This window comes from Pseudoalteromonas sp. OOF1S-7 (assembly GCF_022347765.1).
GTDB lineage: Bacteria > Pseudomonadota > Gammaproteobacteria > Enterobacterales > Alteromonadaceae > Pseudoalteromonas.
The window spans coordinates 444,557-469,439 of the sequence record NZ_JAKRFZ010000003.1; the positions used below are offsets into that span (position 1 = coordinate 444,557).

Consider the following 24,883-nt stretch of genomic DNA (forward strand, 5'->3'; position numbering starts at 1 on the left):
AGTCGATTGTTAACCTTGCTATAATGGATGGTGCAGCATTAGTCAGCTTTCAGTGGCATTTTCATGACCACTGTCCCTTCTTCAAAATCCCGGCTGACCGTGAACCCCAGCTTTTTTGCTAATCCAATCATACCGGTATTTTCCGGTAAGGTGAGCCCCTCGATGGACCCGACACGTTGGCGTTTACAGTAGGCAATTGCGGCTTCCATCAGTAATCTTCCTAACCCGAGGCCCTGGCAATCTGAACGCACAACCACGGCAAATTCGGCAAGTAAGTTATCGGGATCCATTAATACCCGCGAAACACCGAGCGTACGCTGGGCACTTTTATAGGGCTCGGTAATGATAAATGCCATTTCACGGTCATAGTCAATTTGTGTCATTTTAGCCAGTTGCTCATGGGAAAACTGCGGCAATTCACCAAAAAATCGCCGATATCTGTCTTCTTTACTCAGGGATTGGTCAAATTCCTGGTGGTTGCGTTCATCTTCCGGACGGATTGGTCTCAGTTGCGCCTCAACACCATTTTTCAGGGTGACTGCACGTTCCCACTCTTTGGGGTAGGGCTTTATGGCCAGCCGCTTGCGTCCGGGGAGAGGCTCATAACGTTGTAGAACGATGCTGGCATCCAGGATTAAAAAATGTCCGTCGGTTGCCAAAATTGGGTTGAGTTCTACAGCCAGAATGTCTGGCTGATCAACCACCAATTGAGAGACGCGGGTCAGCAACGCACATAGTCGGTACTTGTCGACTTTTTCTGGCAATAATCGCTCCTTCAGAACACCTTTGTCATAGGCGGCGGCGATCAGGTATTTTGCCAGATTCATATTCAATGGGGGCAGGGCGACGGCAGCCTGATTAAAGTTGAATCCGGTGCCGGCCTCACCCAGCAGGATCACCGGACCCACATCGGGCTCAGTTTTGACGGCAATACGTAACTCCTGGCTACCCGCTCTGGGGGCCATTTTTTGCAACGAAAAGCCCTCGATGATGGCGTCCGGGTAAGCCTGTTTAATACGCAATAAAATAGCAAAGGCACTTTGCTCTACCTCATCACCATCATTTAAATTGAGGACTACCCCGCCGACTTCTGATTTGGACGGGATAGAGGGGCTGATCAGTTTGAGTGCGACAGGAAACCCAAGTAACTCGGCTTGTTCTTTTGCTTCACTGGGTGTTAGCGCAATGTCTGTATCTATGCACTCCATACCGTAATGGCAGAGGATCTGGCTAGCCTGGTGGGTCGATAGCTGAGTCAGTGACTGATCAAGATAGTTGTCTATCTGTACTTTTGCACTGTGGCTGTGGATCAGTTCATCCTGACTGATGGATTCAGGGGTCTGAGTCAGATGCTTCTGGTTGCGACGATAACTGATCAGGTGCATAAAAGCCCCTACGGCCCCCTCCGGTGTGCGATAGGTCGGTATACCGTGCCGTACGCAGACATCACGCGCTTCAAAAGCGGCTGCTTCACCCATAAAGTTGGTCATCACAAAGGGGCGAGCCATTTTCGGCAGGGTGCTCAGGGTCTGTGCAATAATCTGGGCATATGCCTCACTAGGTGCCAGCGCCGATGGGGTATGGATGATCAGTAAATTTTTGACTTCGTCGGCTTTGAGCAAAATCTCCAGAGCCTGTTGATAGCGGTGGGGCGCCGAGTCGCCGAAAATATCAATCGGGTTTGCAGTGTGATTAGATTGAGGGATCACAGCATTGAGTGCGGCAATGGTTTTGTCGCTTAATTCGGCGAGCTTGCCACTGCGCAACAGCAGCGTATCTACCGCCATAATACCGGGGCCACCACCATTGGTGAGTATGGTGAGATGCTCAACTTGCAGTAGTTTAGGATGCAGTGCCAGGGTTTGAGTGGCTGCAAACAGCTCCCGCAGATCGGTGACTCTGAGCATACCAGCACGCTGAAACATGGCATCGTACACCGCATCGTCTGAGGTCGAGCCACCGGTGTGGATCATTGCGGCTTCGGCGCCTGCCTGAGTACGGCCGGTCTTGATTGCTATCACAGGTTTGCTAAAAGCGGCTGCCCGAGCGGCGGAAATAAAGCGTCTTACATCTTTGATGTTGTCGATATACAGCAAAATAGCTTTGGTTTTAGCATCCCGGCCCAACAGATCCAATAATTCGTCGAAGTCGATGTCGAGGCTATCTCCCAGGGAGATAAAATAGGAAAAGCCGATACGCTTACTGTTAGCCCAGTCGAGGATGGTTGAGCAGACGGCGGCGGATTGTGAGATAAAGGCTAGCTTGCCCGCCGCCGCGGTGGTATGAGAAAAGCTGGCATTCAGCCCTAAGTGCGGAACCAGCATGCCCAGACTGTTGGCACCCAGTAAGGTGATATGCTTTTCTCTGGCCAGCGCCTGTAAGCGCGCTTTTTGCTCTTTGTCGAGCCCGGCGGCAACAATGATGGCATTACGGCACCCGCGCTTAGCCAGTTCGGTCAGTACTTGGGTCAATGTCGATTTATTGGTGCAAATAACAGCCAGATCGGGCACTTGGGGGAGTTCGGCAATGGTCGGATAAGCCAGTACGCCCTGAACGGCTGCATATTTTGGGGTTACTGGCATGATGGGGCCTTTAAAGCCACCGTGCAACAGGTTGCGCATTACCACATTGCCAGCCCGGCCCGGATTGCTGGAAGCGCCAATTACAGCCACCGAGCGAGGGTTAAAAAACTGATTGATCCGCTTGATACTCATACTAACTCCTTGACTTACCAGACTAAGGGCGGGTTACCAGCTAAATAGTAATCGCTTTGGGGGCAGGTTGCGAGTCCAAGCGAAGATTGTTTTGATCTCAGTCGACTTTGCGTGCCGTAAGGCAATCCAAAAAATATGCCTCAGATATTGTGTGAACCCGCGTTTACGACACAAAGGTTAACGCTTGTTCTTCAGCCACTTTCCCATAGCGGCATCATAAGCGTCTGTGATGGCTGTTTTGTCACAGCTGCCGCTGACAGTGAGCCAGTTTTTGGCAAAGCCTTCAGGTGGCGGGTTATTGGGATCGCCCACGACTTCTTTGTAGCACCGGTCTCCTTGGCGATACTCCGTGAAAATGTGGTTTTTAGATTCTATTTGTCGTAACGGTTGATTCAGGGGGGAGTGTGACTCAGGCACGCTAAGGCGCTGCGGCAGAGGAGCGATGTCTCTGGTTACCGGCTGAATTAAGGTGTGTTGACGCAGTCGTGACAGACCTAATTGCGGGTCGATATGCTTGTATTTGTTGTCAGGTTGCAAACTTACTGCTTGCGCTGGGTTTTCAGGGGGTAAGTCGGAACGGCTGTGGGCGTCTGCGATAGAGTCAGGTTGACTCGATTTGGCCAGCTTGGGTAAAGGGGGAGGGCTGACAGAGACAGTGTGCTGCTCTGCCGGTTGCGCTGGTGTGGCCGCGGCAGGTGGCTCGGGAGCGGTTTTAATAGAATTCGATTTTTGCGCTGGTTGTTCTATTACCAAGTAGGTTTTAATGCTCGGCTCAGGCGGCCCGAGGGGGGCTACAAGAGGGTGTTGAGCTAGCAGCCACAATAAAAATAAGTGGCTGGCAACTGAAATAAAAACTGCACTGAGCCATAAACGCATCACTTTTCCTTAGTGTCTTGACTTTATTACTCGGTCTTACATTCAAAACACAGATATGACCCGGGCTTGTGTCAAAAGTTCAGTTGCATAAGCTCCACTGCGATAAGTTTGAGTAATCGGGTCTCACGCAGCAGGGATTGTCCTTGCTTTTCACTGTTTGCCAGCACCGCTTCATTGTGTGCTATGGCCTCCGTGATCTCGACCCATTGCGGCTGCATACCGTTATTGACTTCATAATGTTCCATCTCCGGCTCATCAAACTCGCCACAAATTTCACACAGATAGCAGTGAGAAACAATGTGTACATTGTCAAAATCGGGTTTGTGCCAGCGTTGAAATTCTTCATAGACGCCAAATGCGGCAACGTTGGTGACTGAGCGTGCTCCGGTTTCCTCTTTGACTTCGCGCACCAGAGCATCGGTTAAGGATTCCCCTTCATCCACCCCGCCACCGGGCAGGGTATAATCATCATATCGCTGCGTATAAAGCAGCAAAATCTGTGACTGGCGGGTAATAATGGCTCGTGTTGCTGGCCGGGTGAAGCAGGTACCAGGCAATGGCAGAGCTGGAGCTGGATTTAGTACGCGCATGCTAGAGTCCCAAAAAGCGCCGAGTTTATCACATTTCGGGTTAGACGACAGCGCCCGGGCAGAGTCTGTCGGGCGCTCTGAGGTTAATACGGCAGCGGGTAGGTCTTTAGCACTGTGTCAATTTCGGCTAAGGCTTCCGGTGGTAAAGTCATGTCAAAGGCTTTGATATTCTCTTTTAACTGACTCATGGTGGTTGCGCCGATAATAGTTGACGTGATGCCATCGACCTGATCACACCAGGCCAGTGCTAGCTGCGCTGCACTGAGCTTGTGCTCTTTTGCTATCTCCAGGTATGCCGCCGTTGCCTCCTGTGCAAACTGGGTATCCCGGAACAAGCCATTACGCTGGATCAGGGTCCAGCGCGACCCTTGCGGTCGGGCACCCCCCAGGTATTTGCCCGACAACGCGCCACCGGCAAGGGGGGACCAGGGCAGATAGGCAATGTCTTCATGGACGCAGTTTTCTATGATGTAGGGCCAGTCCTTTGCATGCAATAAGTTGAATTCATTCTGAATTGAAACCGGCCTTGGTAATTGGTGCTGGTGTGCCAGTTGCAAGTATGTATTGATCCCCCAGGGGGTGTCATTAGACAATCCCCAGTGGCGAATTTTTCCGGCATCGATACACTGCTGGAGTGCGCCGAGTATCTCGTGCATCTCTTTTCTATGTTGCTCTGTGGATACATCACTGAGGGTGATCATACCAGGCCAGTGTTTAGAAAAGTGTGGAGAGGTGCGATTTGGCCAGTGCAGCTGATACACATCGATGTAGTCGGTTTGCAGCCGTTTCAGGGAGGCGTCGACCGCTGCCACAACGGCCTCAGCGGTTATAGGCGCGCCGCCACGGATCCAGGCCAGCCCCGAACCTGCGATTTTAGTGGCAATGATGATGTCCTGACGTTTTTCTGGATGACGACGCAGCCAGTCTCCGATGATTTCCTCAGTCTTACCATAGGTTTCAGGGGAAGGCGGGACGGCATACATCTCGGCAGTATCGATGAAATTAATACCCTGTGCGAGTGCGTAATTGAGCTGTTCATCGGCGTCGTGCTGATTATTCTGCACACCCCATGTCATGCTGCCCAGACAGACACGTGACACCTTTAAATTAGAATGACCCAGGCGGCTGTACTTCATAGTTGCTCCTTGTGTTAAATAGGTCTGGCGTATCGGCTCAAAATACGCATTGATACGCAGGCATTGTCTGACCAGTTTAGAGTATTTAGCAGCAAAATACAGATCAGATGCGATGACAAAAAACAATCAATCATATTGCCATCATGCGATTCTTTGCACATAATAACTGTATAAATAACCAGTCACCGAGATCATGCGTAAGTTTATCCATGTTGATATGGACTGTTTTTATGCCGCTGTAGAAATGCGTGATAACCCGGCGCTGGCCAATGTGCCGATTGCGATTGGGGGGAACAGTCATCGCGGCGTATTGTCAACGGCCAATTATATCGCGCGTCAATATGGGGTGCGCTCTGCCATGTCTAATTACAAGGCCAAGCAGCTGTGCCCTGAACTGGTGATTGTGCCTGGCCGAATGGCTGTTTACAAAGCCGTATCTATGCAGATCCGGGCCATTTTTGCCCGGTATACCGATTTAATTGAGCCTCTCTCCTTAGATGAAGCCTACTTGGATGTGACCGATTGTACTGTGTGTCAGGGCAGTGCCACCTTAATTGCCCAGCAGATCCGCAGCGACATTTATCGTGAAACTGGCCTGACGGCCTCGGCGGGTATTGCGCCCATCAAATTCCTGGCCAAAATTGCCAGTGATGAAAACAAACCCAACGGCCAGTATGTGATCACCCCGGATAATGTCGCCGGGTTTATCGATACGTTGCCACTGAAAAAAATCCCTGGTGTGGGTAAAGTCACGCATGAAAAGCTCCTTGCGATGGGATTGCAGTATGGCCGCGACGTAAAGTCATACAGCAGAGCTCAGATTACGGAGCGCTTTGGTAAATTTGGCGATGTACTGTGGCGGCGTTGTCAGGGCATTGATGAGCGAAAAGTAGAAACTGAACGCATTCGCAAATCGGTCGGGGTTGAAACCACCTTTGAACAAGACATTCAAAGCGTGGATGCGCTGAAAGACATCCTGCGTCAGCGGCTGCTGCCTGAGTTGCACCGGCGGGCTGAGCCCTATCGTGGGACGCGGGCCTTCAACAAGCTAGGCGTTAAGGTCAAGTTTTATGACTTTTCGCAAACGACCAAAGAATGTCAGTTTCATGAGATTGATGAGAACGTATTGCTCACCTTATTGGAACAGGCGGTAGAGCGCTTTGGCAGTAAACCTGTCAGGCTGATAGGTATTCAGCTTGGCCTGGGCGAAGTGGCTTCCGCTCAGGCACAGTTGGGCCTGTTTGATACCCAGGCCTTCGACTAAAAGATAACAATGGCAATGCTCTGCGATTATACTCCGGTGTGCTAGGGTATATGCTACCCGGCACCAACAGAGACGTTATTCAGCGGGATACGACTTGTCGTTCAGACACAGCACGAGGCTGCCACTTTTGAATATGACTGTGGTGTCGCACAGTGGGTTGTATCCGGTAACAGCGGACTGACATAAAGCGGGTATCAAGAACAATAACAGGACCACAAAGGGGGGGAACACAATGCAGTCAATCATGATCGTGCTGTTTGGCATACTGGGTATGCTGTTTGGCTGGTTTGTCTATTCAAAGTTCATTGCCGAAAAAATATTTAAAATGGACGATAAGTTCGTGACACCGGCGCATGAGTTGAACGACGGGATAGACTATGTACCGACTAATAAAGTGGTGCTCTGGGGCCATCACTTTACCTCTGTCGCTGGGGCAGCCCCAATTGTTGGCCCGGCGATTGCCGTCTATTGGGGCTGGGTACCAGCCGTTTTGTGGGTGGTGTTTGGTACCATCTTTTTTGCCGGGGTCCATGATATGGGCGCGCTGTGGGCCAGTGCCCGGCACAAGGGCAAGTCCATGGGGGCTTTGTCTGAAACGGTGATTGGCAAGCGTACCCGTTCATTGTTTATGATTGTGGTCTTTTTGGTATTGCTGATGGTGAATGCTGTATTTGGAGTGGTTATTGCCAACTCCTTTGTGGCTAACCCCAGTGCCGTGTTTCCAGCATGGGCTGCGATTTTGGTGGCGCTGGTGATTGGTCAGTTACTGAAACGTCAGGTACCGCTGGTGCCTCTGTGTGTCATTGGGGTGGCTATTCTTTACGCCAGTATTTATGTGGGGTCGGGTATGCCACTGGCACTGCCCAGCGAATTGTTCGGCCTGGCCGATAAAGCCAATTGGATCATTATTCTGTTTATTTACGCAGCGGTAGCGTCCTTATTGCCTGTCTGGATGTTGTTACAGCCGCGGGACTTCATTAACGGCATGCAGCTACTGGTAGGTTTGGTACTTCTCTATGGCGCGGTATTTGTGGTCATGCCGGACATTACGGCACCGGCCTTTAATACTCAGACTGCGGTGGATACACCAAGTATCATTCCTTTGTTATTTGTGACTATTGCCTGTGGGGCTGTTTCCGGGTTCCACGGGATCGTATCATCTGGTACCAGCTCCAAACAGCTCGACAAAGAAACGGATGGTCGTTTTGTCGGTTACCTGGGGGCGGTAGGTGAAGGCTCTCTGGCATTGATCACTCTGGTGGCAGTAAGTGGTGTGATGTTGGCGGTTTCGCCTGAAGAGTGGCATGAAATTTACAGCCATCTCGGAGCGGGCAGCGTTGGCGCCTTTATCCAGGGGGGCGCTAATTTGATCAGCAATGGCTGGGGGCTGTCGGTGGAGATAGCATCCACTTTGCTGGCAGTGATGGTGGTATTGTTTGCCGGTACCACGATGGATTCTGGTGTGCGCCTGCAGCGTTACATCATTCAGGAGTGGGGTGAAATTTATCAGCTCAATGCGCTGAAAAATGGAGTGCTTGCCACATTGGTTGCGGTGGGGTGTTGTTTACTGTTGGCATTTGGTGCCGGTGGTGCGTCGGGCAGCGGCGGTATGATCATCTGGCCTTTGTTTGGCTCGACCAACCAAATCCTGGCCAGCCTGACCTTGTTGGTGATCTCTGTGTATCTGATTAAGCTGGGTCGCCCTGCTAAATTTACGCTGATCCCCATGACTTTTGTGATCCTGATGGCCTTTTTTGCCGGCGTGATCAAGTTGGGTGAGTACTATGAGCAGGGAAACTGGTTGCTGGTGGGGCTGGACATTGTGGTTTTAGTGGTCAGTGTTTTGGTGATGCTTGAAGCCTGGTCTGTGGTCAGCAAGTTGAAACTGCAAAAAGGCAGCAGCGCAACATCTCAGTCAGATTAATATCCGTATTGGATTAATCACTGTGTGCGTGGCAGCCTGTAGGTGCTATCACGCACTTATCTGAGTCCCGGCAATTGCCGCGTCGGGCTTGGTTCTTGTTGGCAAATAACCGATAATCAATCCTGCATTTTAATAACCAAGGGCTGATTATATGTCTTTTCCTCTCGCTCTGCCGGTCAGTGACTGGCAGGTTCAGGACGCCGATGCGGTTATCGTCGTCACTTCCGATGTCTCAGATCTTGCTATTGCAGCACTAAACAGTGCGGCGGCTCCTTACCTGGCGGTTGACGCACGGTTGCGCACTAAGGCCAGCGTATTGTTGGCAGAAGGGGTACCGGGTAAGCGCCTGATTGTGTCCCCAACAGGTCCGCTTAACCGTGATTATGATGATGTTCGGCGCTTTTTTGAAGCCGGCAAAGCTGCAGTCCTGGAAGCCAAAGCTGCCGGTGCCGTAAAGCCGGTATTAATGGTGGCAGGTGTACCTGGTGATGCGCGTTATCAACATGCCCTGGAAGTGGCTTATCTGGGAGCATGTCAGGCACTGTGGCAGCCTTTAGAGGCCCGTGAATACCGCGGACCGGCAATTGAGCCGATTGAATCCATTGCGCTGCTGGGTGCCAGTGATGAGCAGTGCCGTGAGCTGAACGCCATTGCTGCCGGTCAGTACGCAGCCAGGGATCTGTGTGGTACGGAACCTGAGCGTATGGCGCCCCCTAAGTTCGCGGATTACTGCGTTGAGTTATTTGAGGACACAAGTGTCAGTGTTGAAGTGGTGGCAGATCCGGCGACTATAAACCAAGACTATCCCATGCTGGGCACCGTTGCGCGCGCCTCTTATGCGGTAGAGCGTCATCACCCGCGTGTTGTAAAATTGGTCTACACTCCTGAAGGTGATATTGAGCGCACCCTGATGTTTGTGGGTAAAGGCCTGGTATATGACACCGGTGGTGCGGACCTGAAAGTGGGTGGATTTATGGCGGGGATGAGCCGCGATAAAGGGGGCGCAGCCTCTGTTGCTGGCTTTATGAAGTCCGTGGCTGATTTTAAGCCAAAAGGGGTTAAAGTGATTGCATATCTGGCCGTGGTACGTAATTCGATTGGCTCTGACTGCTTTGTGCCGGATGAGATCATCACCACGCGTGAAGGCGTGAAAGTGCGTATTGGCAACACAGATGCGGAAGGACGTCTGGCAATGGGCGATCTGCTCAGCGAGCTCAAAGACATGGCAACTCAGGAAGTGAATCCAGAGTTGTTTACTGTGGCTACGCTGACCGGTCATGCTGCTCGTGCAATGGGTCCGTACAGTGCCTATGTTGAAAATGGCCCGGCACGTGCTCAGCAAGTGTCTCGTCAGCTGGCTGACATTGGAGACCTGTGGGCAGATTGTGCTGAGGTATCACGCAGTCGTCGCGAAGATTACGATTTTGTTCGGCCACGTACTCTGGCGGACGATGTCTTGTCGAGTAACAATGCGCCGTCGGCAGTGACCGCTCGTGGTCACCAGTTCCCAATGGCCTTTCTGGCTATCGTTGGCGGGCTGGATAAACATGGCTGTGAGTCTGACTTACCGCTGCCTTATGTTCACATGGATATTGCGGGTAGCGGCGTGGAAGGGGGCGACTGGCAGCATGGCAAGCCCACAGCGGCAACTGTGAGTAGTCTGTTCGCACGCTACTGCCGTGCTAAACTTTAAAACTTTCCACAATCAGGGCAAGCTGATGGCTTGCCTGTTTGAGCTCCTTGCTGGCCTCTGACAAAGTCTGTGTGGTGTCGAGTGAATGATGTGTCGCGTCCGACAGGTCGCTAATACGTACATTCACATCGGCTGCTGCACTGCTTTGCTCATCAGTCGCTCTGGCGATCAGACCATTCATTTCCAGAATGACCGTGATTAGGCGCTCAATTTCATTGAGTGCCTGTTCAGCCTTATGTACTTGACTTACTGTACTGGATGACAGGCGCTGGCTGTTCTGGACTGCTTCCACTGCGGCCTGAGCACCTTTTTGTAGTTTCTCAATCATCGACTGGATCTCATCAGTACTTTGTCCGGTTCGACTCGCCAGGGTACGTACTTCGTCGGCAACGACCGCAAATCCACGGCCTTGCTCTCCGGCTCGTGCTGCTTCTATGGCTGCATTTAGTGCGAGCAGGTTGGTCTGCTCTGAGATACCCCGGATCACGTCCAGCACTGAGCCAATATGCTGGCTTTCCTCTGCCAGTGCCTGGGTCACTACGCTGACTTCTTCAATGGTGTCTGAAAGTGTGCCTATCGCGCTGATGGTCGTATTGATTGTCGTTTTACCTGTTTCACTGGTGCGCATTGCATCTCCTGCAGCCTGTTCAGCTGCCTCAGCATGCTGGCTGATCTCTTTGATCTGGGCACTCATCTGTTCAACGGCCGTTGCGACCTGGCGACTGCTATCATTCTGGCGCTCAATGTATTCCAGATTCACCTCACCGGTGTTATCAACCCGATCAGCCAGAGCTTCAACTTCTGCTGCATTACCAGCAACGGCCGTAATTGAGCGGCGCATTTTAGTTGTGTAGGCATTGAAGCAGCGAGACAGGCGCGAGATCTCATCCCGGCCATGCTCATCAAGTTGTTGCGTCAGATCGCCTTCTCCCTGTGAAATATCTTGCATCATATCCGCGGCTGCCCGCATTGGCTGCAGCACACTATTACTGATCACAAAACTCAGTGCTATCAGCACGATCAGCAGTACAATAATATTCAACAGCATCTGGTTGCGCAGCTGTGCAAACTGCACGTCGATATTGTCAAGATACACACCGGAACCGATTATCCATTGCCAGGGGGCAAACCCTTTGACATAAGAAATTTTGTCGACCGGTGCGGACTTGCCGGGTTTGGGCCATTTATAAGGCACAAAGCCATCACCCTGTGCATTGACAATGGTCACCATTTCCAGAAACAGCGCGACACCGTCCGGGTCTTTGCTGTTACGGAGTGATTGACCATTGAGCTGAGGTTTAAACGGGTGCATCACCATACGAGGGTAATGATCATTGACCCAAAAATAATTATTTTCATCGTACCTGAGGTCTTTCAGTGCATTCAGAGCCGCGCTTTTTGCCTGGGCTTCGCTGAGTGCGCCACTGAGCTGTGACTGATGAAAGTGGGCGACCAGACTATGGGCGGTTTCTACCAGGTTTTTGGTTTTTTCGTATTGCTGTTCACTCAGCGCCTGATATTGCTGTTGCAAATTCATGACGCCCAGCGCGCTCAGGCCTAGCACGACGACGCCCACCAGCATAGCAAGGCGGCCAAAAATGGTGAACTGTCTTAAAAATGCCATAGCAAAGGCTCCTTCTAAAGGCACTAGTTCGTGCGCAGCGGGCTATGATTGCGTAGTTTGCAATAAAACAAAATGTGAAAATTGTTCTAAATCAAATGAGTAATATATTTATTGAGGAATGAGTATGGCAATTAGCTATTTGTCGAATAGTGAAAGGTTATGTTAGGGCGTATAGATGAAGCGGACCGGTGATGGTCCGCACATGTGTACTATTTCACGTCAAAGTGACGATTAAAGAAGTTGGTGATAGTCTGATGCAAGTGGGTCTGCACTTTTTTACCACGCAGACTGTGTTTAGAGCCCGGGTAAGTCATCATTTCAAATGGTTTGGCCTCATCCTGCAGTTGTTTGAATAGTTTAGTTGCGTGGGTAAACAACACGTTGTCATCCGCCATACCGTGATAGATCATCAGCGGGCCTTTTAACCCATCTGTATAGGGGAACACAGCGCTTTGCTCGTAGCCTTTCGCATTGGTTTGCGGATGTCCCAGATATCGCTCTGTGTAGTGTGTATCGTACAGCGCCCAGTCAGTCACCGGCGCACCCGAGACACCGGCCGAGAAATAATCCCCTGCCTTGAACATGGTCATCAGTGCCATATAACCGCCGTAGCTGTGGCCGTAAATTCCTATACGTGACGGATCGACATAGTCCAGGGTACGTAAAAACTCCACGCCGCGGATCTGATCGGCGACTTCCACTTCACCTAAATGTTTATAAATGGGATCTTCAAAGCGTTTGCCCCGGTTGTATGAACCACGGTTGTCCAGCTGGAAGACGATGTAACCCTGTTGCACCATGTACTGGAAATAGAGGTTTTTGCTGCGCCAGCTATTGGTGACGCGCTGGGCATGCGGGCCGCCATAGACATTGACAATCACTGGATATTGTTTGCCTTTTTCCAGTTGCTTTGGCTTAAACAGGCGGTAATGCATCCGCTGGCCGTCTGACGCTTTAAGCGTGCCATATTCAGGCGTCGATAAGTCGTCTAAGAACGGCGTCAGCGGATGTTGCTCGTCCAGTTTATTTTGCTCCAGCCAGGTGATGAACTCGCCGTTGGCTTTACGCAGTGATACTGAAGTGGGTTGATTCACAGCAGATTTGCTGTCGATAAAAGTGCGATTGTCTTCGGCCATCACCACTTTGTGATAGGCACCGGCTTCTGTGATCCGCTTAATATTGTCCTTTTTGAACAGCGGGACAGCATACAGATGGCTTTCCAGCGGAGTGTCTTTACGACCTGAGAAATATACCAGGCCTTTTTTCTCATCCACGCCCTGCAGTTTTTCGACAATCCAATCGCCCTGAGTCAGCTGACGAACCAGCTGGCCACTGGTGCGATATAAATACAGGTGCTTATAGCCATCACGCTCCGATGCCCAGATGAAGTGCTTTTTGTCTTTTAAAAAGTGCAGATCAAAATGCAGGTTGATCCAGGTGTCACTGGTTTCCGTCAGGGCCACGCGTTGTTGTTTGCTTTTGGCGTTGTAAAATCTTAATTCCAGCTTTTGCTGAGCGCGGTTTTGCCACTGATATGACAAGGTGGTGTCGTCTTCCAGCCAGTTCGCACGGGCAATGTAGATGTCTTTCTCTTTGCCCAGATCAATCCAGTCTACTTTCTGGTCATGCAAAGTGACAACACCCAGATCGATCCTGACATTATCCGTGCCGGTAAACGGGTAGCGCTGGTTAAACAGCTTTACCTCGTCGGCGTAGATCTCGTTGCGAATGGCTTCCTGTACCGGGCTTTCGTCGATGCGGGTAAAAGCGATTTTGCTCTCATCGCCGGCCCACCAGTAGCCGGTCATACGACTCATTTCTTCCTGAGCAACGAATTCGGCCATGCCGTTTTTAATTACGCCGCCGCCATCTTTACTCAGGCGGATCTCTTTGCCGGTCGCAAGCTCCAGGGCATACAAGTCTTGCTCGCGGATAAAGGATACATAGTTGCCTTTCGGTGAAAAGCGCGCATCGGTTTCAAAGGCTTCGGTGTCGGTGAGTTTGCGATTTTTTCCTGAGCTCAGCTCGTAATAATAGAGGTCGCCATTGAGCGGGAAGAGCAGCGCCTTGCCATCTTTTGACCACTTGTATTCGAGGATCCCGCGGCCAAAAATGCGTTGTCTTTCGCGGCGCGCTTTTTCTTCGTCTGACAGGGTTTCAGGGCCTGAGAACAGCGCTTGTGAGTCAACCAGCAGGCGATTGGTGTCGGCCTTAATATTGTATTCCCACAAGTCGTAGCGATTGTAGTCATCTACTTTGCCCTGCAGGTAAGTTACCCGGGTACCGTCGGGTGAGAACTTGAGTTTTACCGGGGCCTTGCCAGCCAAAGAGGGGTCATCGAAGATACGTTCCAGCGTTAGAGGCTGGGCCATGGTCAACTGGCTGGTGGCCAGCAAACCAGTGGCAAGCGCGGCGTAAGATAGCAGATTGCGCACAGAGTCACCTTTTTAATTGTATTGTGTTGGTATGAGTGCCCCGATGGTAAAGGCTGTCAATCGTGATGGCAATAAAATCAGACAGACGTAATGCAATGCAAAAACCTGTCAACATGCGGTCGCTTTTGTACGTTAAGTTGGTTACAGTGAGGCCACCAAAATTGGACTGGAAAAGAGACGATGAGCACATTTCAACTGGCGCCAGAGTTGGCGCGTGATTGTATTGAACTGGCCGACTGGCCATTGTGTAAGCTGTTGTTAATGAACGACAGTCAGTATCCTTGGTTTGTGCTGGTGCCACGTGTGGCTGGCCTGCGTGAGATCATTGATCTCAGTGCGCAGCAGCAGCAAGTGTTTTGGCAGGAATCTGCCAAATTAAGCCACCTAATCAAAGCGGTGTTTAATCCGCATAAATTGAACGTAGCGGCTCTGGGGAATATGGTACCTCAGTTGCACGTCCATCATATTGCTCGCTTTGAGCACGATGCAGCCTGGCCAAAGCCCGTTTGGGGTGTGTTACCGACCGTGCCATACAGTGAACAGCAAGTTGCCGAAATAAAACAGGCGCTGGAGTGTTAGCGCCTGTTTGTCTGCTTTTGTGTATTGGGCCGTTATAAGCCCAGTACCGCTTTACCTTGCTTAAAGGTCACATCAACCGGAATATTGGCGGCAGCCAGCTTGTCCAGATCGGCCTGGAGTTCTGCTTTAATGTCGCCGTGGGTTGCCAGCAACTGATCCACTTTTTGATAGTCGCCATCGCCTTGCAACGTCAGGATCAGGTTAGACAGTTTTTCCATCGCTGCACCCATTTTGGCCATGTCTACCGCATAAAGGCCGTCAGCATTCTTTGAAAATGCACCTTCTTGCTTGAAGAAATTGAAGCGGATCATATTGGCTTTACCATGAGCACTGGATGCGCCAAAACGTACCGAGCGGAAAATCCCGGCCATAAAGGTCACGTAGTAGTCTTCCAGTGTACCCTCTGTAATTTCGCCTTTATTCAGCAGTTGCTCAACCATGTACAGGCCCAGGATATCGGCTTTGCCCTCTTCCAGTGCGCTGGCATGTTCTTGCAGTGACTGACGCACTGTACCTTTACCTGTGATGGTGTTTTTAATCCCCAGGCCATGCGCCACTTCATGGAACATAGTGTTGGCAAAAAAAGCGTCAAAGGTAATGTGCTTACGCTGCTCAGGGACGATCAGCTGCTCGGCAATCGGCACCAGGATCTTATCAAATTTCGCCTGCATAGCATTTTTCAGTTGCAGACGACGCGTGCCTTTTTGTAACTGAACGGCTTCATCGTTTGGCAGGTTGATGGCGATGGTTTTACTGCCCGCATTGGAGTGGCCGGCATAGTAAATTACATCGTATGCATTGAGATCTGCATCAGAACCAGGTACTTCCTGTTTGTATTTTGCATCTACAGGTAACCCTTGTTGTAGCTCGGGCAGGAAAGCGGCAAATTTGGCCAGGCGCTCACTCCAGGCCATGTCTTTGACCAGTACATAAGATTCGAATGCTGTGCGGTAGCCAAAAAGTTGATCCTCATAGGTCTCGATTGGACCTATTACCACATCAATGGGGTTGTTCTTCATGTCCATCCAGGCAAAGTCAGAGGCCTGGTAGCTGTTATTAACCAGTGCGTCTGCACGCAGGTTTAAGTATTTAGAAAACTGCTTGTCCACGGCCAGCTTACTGGCATCACGCAGCAGTTGCGCTGCGGTGGTCAGTTCCGTTTGATAGGCCTCAGAGTAGGGCACACTGTACAGCTGACCCTGTGCGTCTCGTTTGATCAAGGAATACAACCCCGCCTTGTCTTTTACATCGGCCTGATTAAGCTCGGCTTTACTGATGTCGCCTGGGTAGAATTCGGCGCCTGGCGCTTTGGTTGTAAAACCGCTCAGGAACACTTTGTCGCCATTGAGGCGATCCCATGGTCCGTAGTTAATATCAGCAAACTGACGCACTTTGGGGTCCTGAATATTGGCCAGGAATTCGGTTTTGTTCATGCCAAAGGACTGTTTCCAGAACAGGTCATCCATTATTTTTGAGGCATCAATCAACAGACCCAGCATTTTTTTCTGGTTGTCATTGAGGTGTGACAAGTCGCTGCTCAGGGTGACCTGGGTATAAATATCCAGTCGCTCAGGAGACAAGTCTTGTAGCTGATAACCTTCGCTTGCTTTGTGTGGTTGTGCCTGAGGTTCAGAGTTTGTCTGTTGTGGTTCAGAGCAGGCGCTCAGCATTACGCCACAGGCCAGCATCACGGCTGTTGATAAGATTGCACGTTTCATCATTTTTACTTCATCCGCTGTGTGAGCCGGACCTATCCTGTGATGCGGTCACTAAGTACCCAGTGACCGTTCAGGGGTCCGTATTATTATTTCGGTGCTATACCTTACATCAATTGATGGCAACTTGCTGCTATTGTGGCACACAGTTGGTGGATATTTTATGGTGCTCCGGCTGATGGCGCGATGTACCCGCGTCACGAATAATTTTTATACTTTTCTTAACTTACTCTTTAAGTTAGACAATACTAATAACATGAACAGCACCTTGCTCTGAGCGAATGGCCCTTACTGCACACCAGAAATGCACACCAGAGGCCAACAAATTCGAGGATTGAACCAATATGTCTACTGAAAATGCCTTGTTGACGATTCTGATTGATAAAATTAACAACGATACCCTGGTATTACCTACTTTACCTGAAATTGCCGTGCGGGTCCGTCAGGCTGCGGACGACCCTGAGGTTAACTTGATGCAAATGTCAGAGGTAATTTCTCACGATCCGGCGCTTGCCGCACGTATGATTAAAGTGGCCAACAGTGCTTTTTTGGGCCGTACGGTGAAGGTCAACACACTTAACCAGGCGGTCACTCGCATTGGTCTGCGCCAGGTTAAAAACGTCGCCACCGCGATGGCGATGGAACAATTATTTGTTTCACAAAATAAGCTGATCAAGACCTATATGGATAAGGCCTGGCAAAAAACCCTCAAGGTTGCCTGCCAGGCAATTACCACCATGGACTTTTTTCTGCGGGTGAATAAGCACACGTCGCTTAACAAAGACACTATTACGCTGGCCTCGCTGGTCTTTAACATAGGTGTGCTGCCAATCCTGACTGAAGCGGAGCACCACCCGGAAGTGTTTGCTAACCCGAGCTTTCTGGCACACGCGATCCAGAAGCTCGGTGGGCGCATTGGTGGTGCGATTATGCGTGAGTGGGGGTTTACAGAAGAGTTTGTGGAAGTGGCAGAGAGCTGGGCCAATCCTAACTATAAACCGGCACATGTGTGTTATGTAGACTTTATTCGAGTTGGTGCCATTGTGGAGGGGATCTTACAGGTATCCGATAAAGCTGCGGCGCTGCATGTGTATGAAGAAAAAGGGGTACTGGGGTCAGCCGATATGTTCTATGATGATGACTATCAGAATATGCTGAACGACATAAAATCAGCTTTCTCATAATCACCATAACGACAACCAGGCAATTGGCGTGCGCCAACTGCCTTATATCTCGCTCAACCACTAACCCGTTGGGTTAGAGGCTTGTTATGAGTTGTTACAGGTCGTCCTGATCGCCCAGGCCCTGCGACAGCTCTTCGAGCAGCTCTTTGATCTCCTCGGTGACCAGAATAAAGTCTGCGTCCAGTTTGACCGCCATGTCTTCTTTGGGGATATCCGCATTTTGCTCTTTCAGTGTATCGCTGAAGCTCAGGCGTTTAAGTGACCCATCGTTTTGCAGTGTAAACTGCACGCGTTCACGCCAGTCCATACCTAGTTTAGTGACTCGCTTGCCGTGTTCCAGATGCAGCTTGATCTCATCGCTTGCCAGGTCATGTTGTTTGAGTTTCACCTGGGCGCCATTGTCATCGGCTTCCTGTAGCTCGGCGTCAGAACCAATTGCAAAGCCTTGTGGCACCTCAAACTTGGTCAGCCAGTCGGTCAGGAACAGGTCCAGATCATAGTTAGCAAATGCGGGCACAATCGGCAGCGTACCTAGAGATTTTCGCAACAGGGCGGTGAGTTCTTCGGCTTTGTTGAAGCTGCCGCTGTTGACGATGACCCAGCCGTTTTTCTGATCGATAAAAGCAAACTGCAGGCTGGACTTTTTGAACGCCTGCGGCAATAAGGTTGCAGTGATGTTTTCTTTTATTTCGTCTTTCTCTTTTTTCTTGACCGGACGATTCTCTTCCTGCTCGATAGACTCGATTTTTTCTGCAACCATTTCATTGATCACAGAGGCTGGCAGGACTTTTTCTTCCCGCTTAGCACAAACCAGAATACAGTGCTGAGAAAAGTGGCTCAGCGTCTGGCCGTGTTTGCCAAGGGCCTTGGTCCAGCCAAAGGTGCTCATGTCCTGGCTACCGCACGGACGAAATACGTCGTGCTCTAGTGCTGCTTCAAAGTCTTCTTGTGCATAGGAGACGTCTTGTTTAAATCGGTAACAGATAAGATTGCTAAACCACATAGAACAGGTTCCGAAGAGTAAAATCGACCCGCATCATAGCAAACCGATCCCCTCTCGGGCAAAGGCTCTGACCAGATTATTCACCTTGTCGGTGTCGATGTCTATTAACTGAACATCGCCACGTTCTTTTGTAGCTCTTTCGGGAAACGAATGTAATAGGTCAGTCCATTTCCTTCTTCCGAATTCACTTCAATATCGCCATTGAGAGTCTGCTTAACCAGATTGAAGGTGATATGGGTACCCAGGCCGCTACCGCCTTGCTCGCGCTTGGTGGTGAAGAAGGGGTCAAAGAGTTTTTCAAGCTGCGCCTTGCTCACGCCTTTACCATTATCCTTGTAAACGATAAAGACATCGTTGTTTTCTTCTCTTATTTCTATGTCTATGGTGCCCTGGGCAATACCTTCAAAGCCATGGATCAGGGAATTCATGATCAGGTTGGTAAAGATCTGGCTGATAGCACCAGCGGGCAGGTGTAAGGTTAGCTCTTCGGGGCAATCAACGTTGACAATATGTGCGGTCTTTTTGAGTTTAGGGTGCAAGGAGCGGATCACTTCTCCAAGATATTGTTTGAAATTAATGGTACGCACGGCTTCACTGGCCTGATCGACCGCAATTTGTTTAAAGCTCGCCACCAGCTCGGAAGCTCTGTCCAGGTTTGTTGTGAGCAGGCTGGTGCTTTGTTTTGCTTCGTTTATAAATTCTTCCAGTGCTTTAGGCGACAGGGTTTTATCACGGTAGGCGGTTTCCAGTCGCTCCAGCCGCTCCTCTAAAAATGAAGTCGCGGTGACGCCAATACCGACCGGGGTATTGATGTCGTGGGTGATCCCCGCTACCAGACCGCCGAGTGCCGCCATCTTTTCTGAGCCGACCAGACGCTCTTGTGCCATATTGAGTTCATCGACATATTTTTCCAGTTCTTTTTGTTTAGTCAGCAATTCTTCTTCGGTCTGGCGTCTGAGATCGATTTCTTCAGTCAGGGTGAGCTTTTGTTTTTCCAGCTCATATTTTTGTTGTTGCAGATCCATCATAGCCTGTGACAGGTTGGAGGTTTTACGTGCCACCTCCTGCTCCAGCTGAATATTATGCTGGTCCAGTTTTTCGTTACTGATCAGCAGCTCTTTTTGTGCCTGGTCGAGTTTCTTACGGTAATCTGCAATTCGGTCAATGAGCTTATTGAAGGCTTCTTCCATCACCTTAAGCTCATTGCGCTCTGTGGTATCTATGTCTATCTTGTGGCCATCGACATTATCGATTTCAAAGTCGTCAATTTGCTCAGTCAGATCGGTCAACGGCTCCGTGAGTAATTTTCTGAAGGCAAGTAAGAACAAGATAATCAAAAAAGTCGTTTTGACCATCGCATTGCCAATCAGAAAATAGATGGAGATCATGATGCGACTAAAGACCACTTCCCGGCTTGAAAAAAGCGTCACATCACCAACTTGAGTGGCACGACCTGAAAACTCGAAAATCAGCGGAAAGGTATAGCCAAACAGGCCTGAAGGCGTGTCTTCAATAAGCGCCTCTTCTTGTACTAGTTGTTGGCTGTAGAGCTCATGGATGTTGAGTGAGCGGCCCAACTGAGAAATGATTTCGCCGCTGTCGTCACGCACTATGATCCCTTCAATCATAGGGATCGCCAGTAACCCCTCTGCGGTGGTGACGGTTTGTTTAGTATTGAGCTCCCAGATGGCGCGGGTCAGGCTGCGACTAAAGGTTTTTTGCAGCATGGTTAACTCGTTGCGAATATAGTCCTTGGTATTGACATATTCGGCCACCACTTGTCCGCACGTCACGACAAAGGTGAGCAAAAAGTAAACCGACAAGACGTTTGTGAGCAGCTTCTTTGACAGACTTTTTTGCAGCATGAAGTGTTCTTTGCTCCTAACAACGAGTTTTTGCGTGCTTAATACACTTAAAGTTAGCCAATAAAGTGCTAAAAATAAATATTAATCTCAATCTGATATCAAGAGGAATTTGTTCCTCTGGCACTTACTGGACGGAGATTATTGTGTTATAAGTTTAACCACAACAATAACCTTTATCCCAGAACAGAACAATAAAGATTATTTGACAATTCACCTTATGAGCTACTCTGTATTAGTCTGTGACGATTCCGTCGTTGCCCGCAAACAAGTCATCCGTTGCCTCAATGGAATACTGGATGCCGATATTTGCCAAGCCAGTAACGGACGTGAAGCCCTGGCGGTACTGGCAGCACGACAAATTGATTTAGTTTGTCTCGATCTGACCATGCCGGAGCTGGATGGGATCGGTGTGCTGGAAGCGATAAAACAGCAGGTTATAGAAACCTATGTGGTAGTCATTTCAGCTGATATTCAAGGTGAAATGAAAGCACGAGTCGCAAAACTCGGAGCACTGGAGTTTTTGGAAAAGCCGGTTAAGCCAGAAGCCTTGCAGGCTACACTCAGTCGTTTCGGGATCCGTTAAAAGCGGTCTTTTGTAACGCTTGTCTTTTTGATTAACATCTACTTGGCTGATTTCGCATCAGTTATCACATCATCTCGACATAATTTTTGCACTTTACTGTTCACAACTTGAGTTTTTTGCATAGTTTTTTACACCATGATTTAGGTTTTTGTGCTTGACACTTTATTACGTGTTCAGGCAGTCTAAAGTCTATGAACAAGATTATTAACACCACGACCATTATTACCACCACCATCCTAACTGGATAGTGGCATAGGTCGGTGCGTATTCGAAAAGGCCTGTGCTCACTGCGAGCACAGGCCTTTTTTGTTTTTGGAATGAGGAAAATCAACATGCAAGTATTGAAGTTTGGAGGATCATCGCTGGCTGACTACCGCTGTCTGCAACGGGTGCGTGAGCTGATCCTGACTCAGGGTAACAACGAGGCACTGGTGGTGTTGTCTGCACCGGGTGGCGTGACGGACAAACTGGTGGAGCTATGCGAACTGGCGCGTCAGGGACAAGCGTATGATACGCAATGGCAAGCACTGACAGAGCGTCTGAACGCGCTAAAATCACAGGTTGAGGCTGAGTTCGGTGAGGCGGCGCACTGGCCCGATTTCGCAGCGCTGGCGGACAAACTGGCAGGGGTTAAACTGCTCAGGCAATGTCCGGATGCCGTGCAGGCATATGTGATTAGTTTTGGTGAGCGCGTCAGTGTTGCCCTGATGGTGGCCATGCTTGGAAAGGGCAAGGCCCATTATCTTGACGCCACCGCGTGCATTGCGACCAATGACGCTTATCTGGATGCGGAAGCTCAGCTGGATGAAAGCCGGGAACGATTTGGCGCGCAGCTACAGGCCCACCTGGCACAATTTTACATTATGCCTGGCTTCACAGGCAGTAATCATGCCGGCGAGCTGACGACGCTGGGACGCAATGGATCTGATTATTCAGCCGCCATTGCAGCCGCCTGTATTCAGGCCGAGGTCTGTCAGATCTGGACTGATGTCGATGGTGTATACAGTGCGGACCCCAGGTTGATTAAAAAAGCCACCAAAGTGAATCGTCTGTCTTATAAAGAAGCGATGGAGCTGTCATATTTTGGTGCCAAAGTCTTGCATCCGAAAACGATTTTACCTTGTGCCAAGGCCGGGGTGCCGTGCGAGATTAAGAATACCCATGCGCCGGAATTGCCAGGCTCCGTGATTGCAGCACAGGGTGGCGGAGATGAACCGGTTAAGGCCTTATCCAGTCTGGATAAGCTGGCAATGTTAACGGTTTCAGGGCCGGGCATGAAAGGTAAAGTAGGCATGGCTGCCAGAGTATTCTCGGCTCTGGCGAAAGACAATGTGTCGATTGTGCTGATCACCCAATCTTCTTGCGAGTTCAGTATCAGTTTCTGTGTGCACGAACAGGACTTGCCTCTGGCATTGCAGGCACTGCAAAGCGCCTTTGAGCTGGAGATGCAGGCTCAGCTGATTGAGCCAATTGAGGTACGTCGGTCACTGGCGATCGTCACTTTGGTGGGCGATAACATGAAGTCGCACAAAGGCTTGGCGGCCAAATTCTTTGCTTCACTGGCGCAGGCGCAGGTGAATATTGTGGCGATTGCTCAGGACTCTACTGAAAGTGCTATTTCTGCCGTGATCCAGGGCGAGTTGTGTCAGGATGCGGTAAAGGTGTGTCATGAGAACTTCTTTACCCATGTTCCCTCAATTGATGTGTTTTTGCTCGGCTGTGGCCTGGTCGGTACTGAGCTGGTGGCCCAGTTGCAGCGTCAGCAAAGCTGGCTGGCAGAGCGCAACATTAAGTTAAATCTCTATGGTGTGGCTAACTCTAAGCACTGTTACCTGAATGAACAGGGGGTGCCTTTTGACAGCTGGCAACAGGCACTGGCGGATGCGCCACAGGGCTTTGAACTTGCAGAGTTGGAGGCGTTTGTGCGTCGTAACCACCTGATCAATCCGGTCATTGTCGATTGCAGCTCGTCTCAGAAACTGGCCGATCAATATCATGACTTCCTCGCCGCGGGCTTTCATGTTGTGGCGGCCAATAAAAAAGCCAACACCAGTGACTATGGCTATTATCAGGCGCTGAAGCAGGTCGCACAGCAACAGGGGCGACGTTTCTTATACGAAACCAATGTCGGCGCGGGTTTGCCGGTACTTGATAACCTGCAGCTATTGTTCGGCGCTGGCGATGAGTTGCTGTCTTTCAGCGGCATTTTGTCGGGCTCATTGTCTTACATTTTCGGTGAGCTGGAAGATGGCCTGAGCCTGTCACAAGCCACCGCCAAAGCCAAGCAAAGTGGTTTCACTGAGCCTGATCCGCGCGATGACCTCTCTGGCACGGATGTCGCGCGTAAACTGCTGATCATCGCCCGAGAGTCGGGTTTAGCGCTGGAGCTGTCAGACATCGAAGTCGAGCCAGTGGTCCCTGTTGACTTTGCTGCGGGCAGCTCTGTGGATGAGTTTATGGCACGGTTGCATGAGCTGGACGGTACGTTTGCGGATCGCATTCAAAGCGCCGCCTGTGAAGGTAAGGTATTGCGTTATGTGGGCAGTATCCAGAATGGCCGCTGTCGGGTGGGGGTTGAAGCGGTGGAGCGTACCCACGCGTTATCGGATATCCGCGATGGTGAAAATGCGCTTGCCATATTAAGCCAGTACTATCAGCCAAAACCTTTTGTGATCCGCGGTTACGGTGCCGGCGCGGAAGTCACCGCAGCCGGGGTGTTTGCTGATATTTTGAAAACACTGACGCGCTAGGAGAGGCTATGAAACGATTTTTTGCACCGGCATCTATTGGCAATTTTTGTGTCGGTTTTGATTCTCTCGGGGCCGCTATCGCCCCGTTAGACGGGACTTTATTGGGTGATGTGGTGAGTGTTGAGGCTGCCGAGCAGGACAGCTTTGCATGCATCGGTCCCTATGCGGCGAAATTACCAGCCAGGGCCGAGGAAAACCTCGCCTTTCAGTGTTTAGTTCATTTCCGGGAGCATGTCGCTACGAGCATGCCCGGGGTGAAATTAACCCTGGATAAACGATTGCCGATAGGTTCCGGGCTGGGTTCCAGTGCCTGCTCCGTGGTCGCGACGTTTGCGGCGCTGGATGCCTTTGCACAGACTCAATTGTCCCAGACCCAGATGATTGAACTGATGGCTGATTTTGAAGGTAAGGTCAGTGGAGCACGTCACTACGACAATATCACGCCCTGCTATCTGGGTGGGCTGCAGCTGACAGCCGAGCTGATCCCCGACAGGGCGCTGAGCCTGCCGAGCGATGACAACTGGCGACTGGTGGTGGCCTACCCCGGATTTGCCTTAAATACCGCTGCGGCCAGAGCGGTGCTGCCGCAGCAGCTGGCGACACACGACGCGGTAGAATTTGCCCAGCGATTGAGCGCTTTTACTTTACTCATGGCGCAGCAGCAGTTTGATAAGGCCGTGACTTTAATGAAGGATGAGATTGCCGAGCCGGCACGTGCGCCCTTGATTGAGGGGTTTGACGAGGCCAGACAAAGCTTGCCTGAGTTAGGCGCGCTAAGTGTCAGCATTTCTGGTGCCGGGCCAACCTTGTTTGCATTATGCGCGAACGAACAGGATGCACAGCGCTGTCAGCTGTGGTTACAACAGAATTACCTGAATGAACATGGCTTCAGCCACATTTGCCGAATAGACCGACAAGGTACAAGAGAAATAAAGGAAGGAGAGTAGA

At 50.5% G+C, this 24,883-nt stretch carries 17 protein-coding genes; 8 read left to right on the top strand and 9 right to left on the bottom strand.

Going from position 1 to position 24,883, the window contains the following annotated elements:
* Positions 1–38: 38 nt before the first annotated feature.
* From MHN33_RS06860 to MHN33_RS06875, 4 genes are all read right to left on the bottom strand, one after another.
* Complete coding sequence (locus MHN33_RS06860; RefSeq protein ID WP_239397260.1) at positions 39–2,714, bottom strand: bifunctional acetate--CoA ligase family protein/GNAT family N-acetyltransferase; 2,676 nt, start codon at positions 2,712–2,714, stop codon at positions 39–41.
* A gap of 177 nt (positions 2,715–2,891) precedes the next feature.
* Positions 2,892–3,590 carry a hypothetical protein gene (locus MHN33_RS06865; protein WP_239397261.1) on the bottom strand — a complete coding sequence of 233 codons (699 nt, stop codon included), beginning with the start codon at positions 3,588–3,590 and terminating at the stop codon, positions 2,892–2,894.
* A 71-nt stretch (positions 3,591–3,661) separates the two neighbouring features.
* Positions 3,662–4,180: an NUDIX domain-containing protein gene (locus MHN33_RS06870; protein ID WP_239397262.1), complete on the bottom strand. Its 519-nt coding sequence runs from the start codon at positions 4,178–4,180 to the stop codon at positions 3,662–3,664.
* An 83-nt stretch (positions 4,181–4,263) separates the two neighbouring features.
* The gene (locus tag MHN33_RS06875) at positions 4,264–5,316 is read right to left on the bottom strand and encodes an aldo/keto reductase (protein WP_239397263.1); all 1,053 of its coding nucleotides are present in this window, start codon (positions 5,314–5,316) and stop codon (positions 4,264–4,266) included.
* Between the two features lie 193 nt (positions 5,317–5,509).
* Between MHN33_RS06875 and dinB the strand changes: the two genes are divergently transcribed.
* The 3 genes from dinB (at position 5,510) to MHN33_RS06890 (ending at position 10,197) form a co-directional block, all read left to right on the top strand.
* On the top strand, positions 5,510–6,580 hold the full coding sequence (gene dinB / locus MHN33_RS06880; protein ID WP_239397264.1) for a DNA polymerase IV: 1,071 nt from the start codon (positions 5,510–5,512) through the stop codon (positions 6,578–6,580).
* Between the two features lie 232 nt (positions 6,581–6,812).
* Entirely contained in the window at positions 6,813–8,504 is a 1,692-nt protein-coding gene (locus tag MHN33_RS06885; RefSeq protein WP_239397265.1) for a carbon starvation protein A, read from the top strand.
* 151 nt (positions 8,505–8,655) lie between these two features.
* Positions 8,656–10,197 carry a leucyl aminopeptidase family protein gene (locus tag MHN33_RS06890; RefSeq protein ID WP_239397266.1) on the top strand — a complete coding sequence of 514 codons (1,542 nt, stop codon included), beginning with the start codon at positions 8,656–8,658 and terminating at the stop codon, positions 10,195–10,197.
* Here the strand turns inward: MHN33_RS06890 and MHN33_RS06895 are convergent.
* Together MHN33_RS06895 and MHN33_RS06900 are read right to left on the bottom strand one after the other, a co-directional pair.
* Positions 10,187–11,821 (bottom strand): methyl-accepting chemotaxis protein, encoded by a 1,635-nt coding sequence (locus MHN33_RS06895; protein WP_239397267.1) that lies wholly within the window; start codon positions 11,819–11,821, stop codon positions 10,187–10,189. The genes MHN33_RS06890 and MHN33_RS06895 overlap by 11 nt on opposite strands.
* Positions 11,822–12,030: 209 nt before the next feature.
* Positions 12,031–14,247: a S9 family peptidase gene (locus MHN33_RS06900; protein WP_239397344.1), complete on the bottom strand. Its 2,217-nt coding sequence runs from the start codon at positions 14,245–14,247 to the stop codon at positions 12,031–12,033.
* 189 nt (positions 14,248–14,436) lie between these two features.
* On the opposite strand from MHN33_RS06900, the gene MHN33_RS06905 reads away from it, so the two are divergent.
* Complete coding sequence (locus tag MHN33_RS06905; protein WP_239397268.1) at positions 14,437–14,835, top strand: HIT domain-containing protein; 399 nt, start codon at positions 14,437–14,439, stop codon at positions 14,833–14,835.
* A gap of 32 nt (positions 14,836–14,867) precedes the next feature.
* On the opposite strand, the gene MHN33_RS06910 is transcribed toward MHN33_RS06905, so the two are convergent.
* Entirely contained in the window at positions 14,868–16,553 is a 1,686-nt protein-coding gene (locus tag MHN33_RS06910) for a Zn-dependent hydrolase (RefSeq protein WP_239397345.1), read from the bottom strand.
* A 341-nt stretch (positions 16,554–16,894) separates the two neighbouring features.
* Between MHN33_RS06910 and MHN33_RS06915 the strand changes: the two genes are divergently transcribed.
* Positions 16,895–17,734, top strand: a complete 840-nt coding sequence (locus MHN33_RS06915; RefSeq protein WP_239397269.1) for an HDOD domain-containing protein — start codon at positions 16,895–16,897, stop codon at positions 17,732–17,734.
* Between the two features lie 94 nt (positions 17,735–17,828).
* Here MHN33_RS06915 and rdgC read toward each other — a convergent pair whose 3' ends face one another.
* Together rdgC and MHN33_RS06925 are read right to left on the bottom strand one after the other, a co-directional pair.
* Positions 17,829–18,737 (bottom strand): recombination-associated protein RdgC, encoded by a 909-nt coding sequence (gene rdgC, locus MHN33_RS06920; RefSeq protein ID WP_239397270.1) that lies wholly within the window; start codon positions 18,735–18,737, stop codon positions 17,829–17,831.
* A gap of 104 nt (positions 18,738–18,841) precedes the next feature.
* A complete protein-coding gene (locus MHN33_RS06925; RefSeq protein ID WP_239397271.1) occupies positions 18,842–20,602 on the bottom strand; it encodes a HAMP domain-containing sensor histidine kinase in 1,761 nt (586 codons plus the stop codon).
* Between the two features lie 217 nt (positions 20,603–20,819).
* On the opposite strand from MHN33_RS06925, the gene MHN33_RS06930 reads away from it, so the two are divergent.
* The 3 genes from MHN33_RS06930 to thrB all read left to right on the top strand — a co-directional run bounded on the left by MHN33_RS06930 (position 20,820) and on the right by thrB (position 24,882).
* Positions 20,820–21,185 (top strand): response regulator, encoded by a 366-nt coding sequence (locus tag MHN33_RS06930; RefSeq protein ID WP_239397272.1) that lies wholly within the window; start codon positions 20,820–20,822, stop codon positions 21,183–21,185.
* Between the two features lie 332 nt (positions 21,186–21,517).
* Positions 21,518–23,935 (top strand): bifunctional aspartate kinase/homoserine dehydrogenase I, encoded by a 2,418-nt coding sequence (thrA, locus tag MHN33_RS06935; RefSeq protein WP_239397273.1) that lies wholly within the window; start codon positions 21,518–21,520, stop codon positions 23,933–23,935.
* Between the two features lie 8 nt (positions 23,936–23,943).
* The gene (gene thrB, locus MHN33_RS06940) at positions 23,944–24,882 is read left to right on the top strand and encodes a homoserine kinase (RefSeq protein ID WP_239397274.1); all 939 of its coding nucleotides are present in this window, start codon (positions 23,944–23,946) and stop codon (positions 24,880–24,882) included.
* The last annotated feature ends 1 nt before the right edge of the window (position 24,883 follow it).

Excerpts from the sequence above, each read along its gene's own strand:
- thrB (WP_239397274.1), top strand. The coding sequence starts at position 23,944 with ATGAAACGATTTTTTGCACCGGCATCTATTGGCAATTTTTGTGTCGGT.
- MHN33_RS06925 (WP_239397271.1), bottom strand. The coding sequence starts at position 20,602 with ATGCTGCAAAAAAGTCTGTCAAAGAAGCTGCTCACAAACGTCTTGTCG.
- MHN33_RS06905 (WP_239397268.1), top strand. The coding sequence starts at position 14,437 with ATGAGCACATTTCAACTGGCGCCAGAGTTGGCGCGTGATTGTATTGAA.
- MHN33_RS06865 (WP_239397261.1), bottom strand. The coding sequence starts at position 3,590 with ATGCGTTTATGGCTCAGTGCAGTTTTTATTTCAGTTGCCAGCCACTTA.
- MHN33_RS06930 (WP_239397272.1), top strand. The coding sequence starts at position 20,820 with ATGAGCTACTCTGTATTAGTCTGTGACGATTCCGTCGTTGCCCGCAAA.
- MHN33_RS06875 (WP_239397263.1), bottom strand. The coding sequence starts at position 5,316 with ATGAAGTACAGCCGCCTGGGTCATTCTAATTTAAAGGTGTCACGTGTC.
- MHN33_RS06910 (WP_239397345.1), bottom strand. The coding sequence starts at position 16,553 with ATGAAACGTGCAATCTTATCAACAGCCGTGATGCTGGCCTGTGGCGTA.
- rdgC (WP_239397270.1), bottom strand. The coding sequence starts at position 18,737 with ATGTGGTTTAGCAATCTTATCTGTTACCGATTTAAACAAGACGTCTCC.
- MHN33_RS06885 (WP_239397265.1), top strand. The coding sequence starts at position 6,813 with ATGCAGTCAATCATGATCGTGCTGTTTGGCATACTGGGTATGCTGTTT.
- MHN33_RS06860 (WP_239397260.1), bottom strand. The coding sequence starts at position 2,714 with ATGAGTATCAAGCGGATCAATCAGTTTTTTAACCCTCGCTCGGTGGCT.
- MHN33_RS06870 (WP_239397262.1), bottom strand. The coding sequence starts at position 4,180 with ATGCGCGTACTAAATCCAGCTCCAGCTCTGCCATTGCCTGGTACCTGC.
- thrA (WP_239397273.1), top strand. The coding sequence starts at position 21,518 with ATGCAAGTATTGAAGTTTGGAGGATCATCGCTGGCTGACTACCGCTGT.
- MHN33_RS06890 (WP_239397266.1), top strand. The coding sequence starts at position 8,656 with ATGTCTTTTCCTCTCGCTCTGCCGGTCAGTGACTGGCAGGTTCAGGAC.
- MHN33_RS06915 (WP_239397269.1), top strand. The coding sequence starts at position 16,895 with ATGTCTACTGAAAATGCCTTGTTGACGATTCTGATTGATAAAATTAAC.
- MHN33_RS06895 (WP_239397267.1), bottom strand. The coding sequence starts at position 11,821 with ATGGCATTTTTAAGACAGTTCACCATTTTTGGCCGCCTTGCTATGCTG.
- dinB (WP_239397264.1), top strand. The coding sequence starts at position 5,510 with ATGCGTAAGTTTATCCATGTTGATATGGACTGTTTTTATGCCGCTGTA.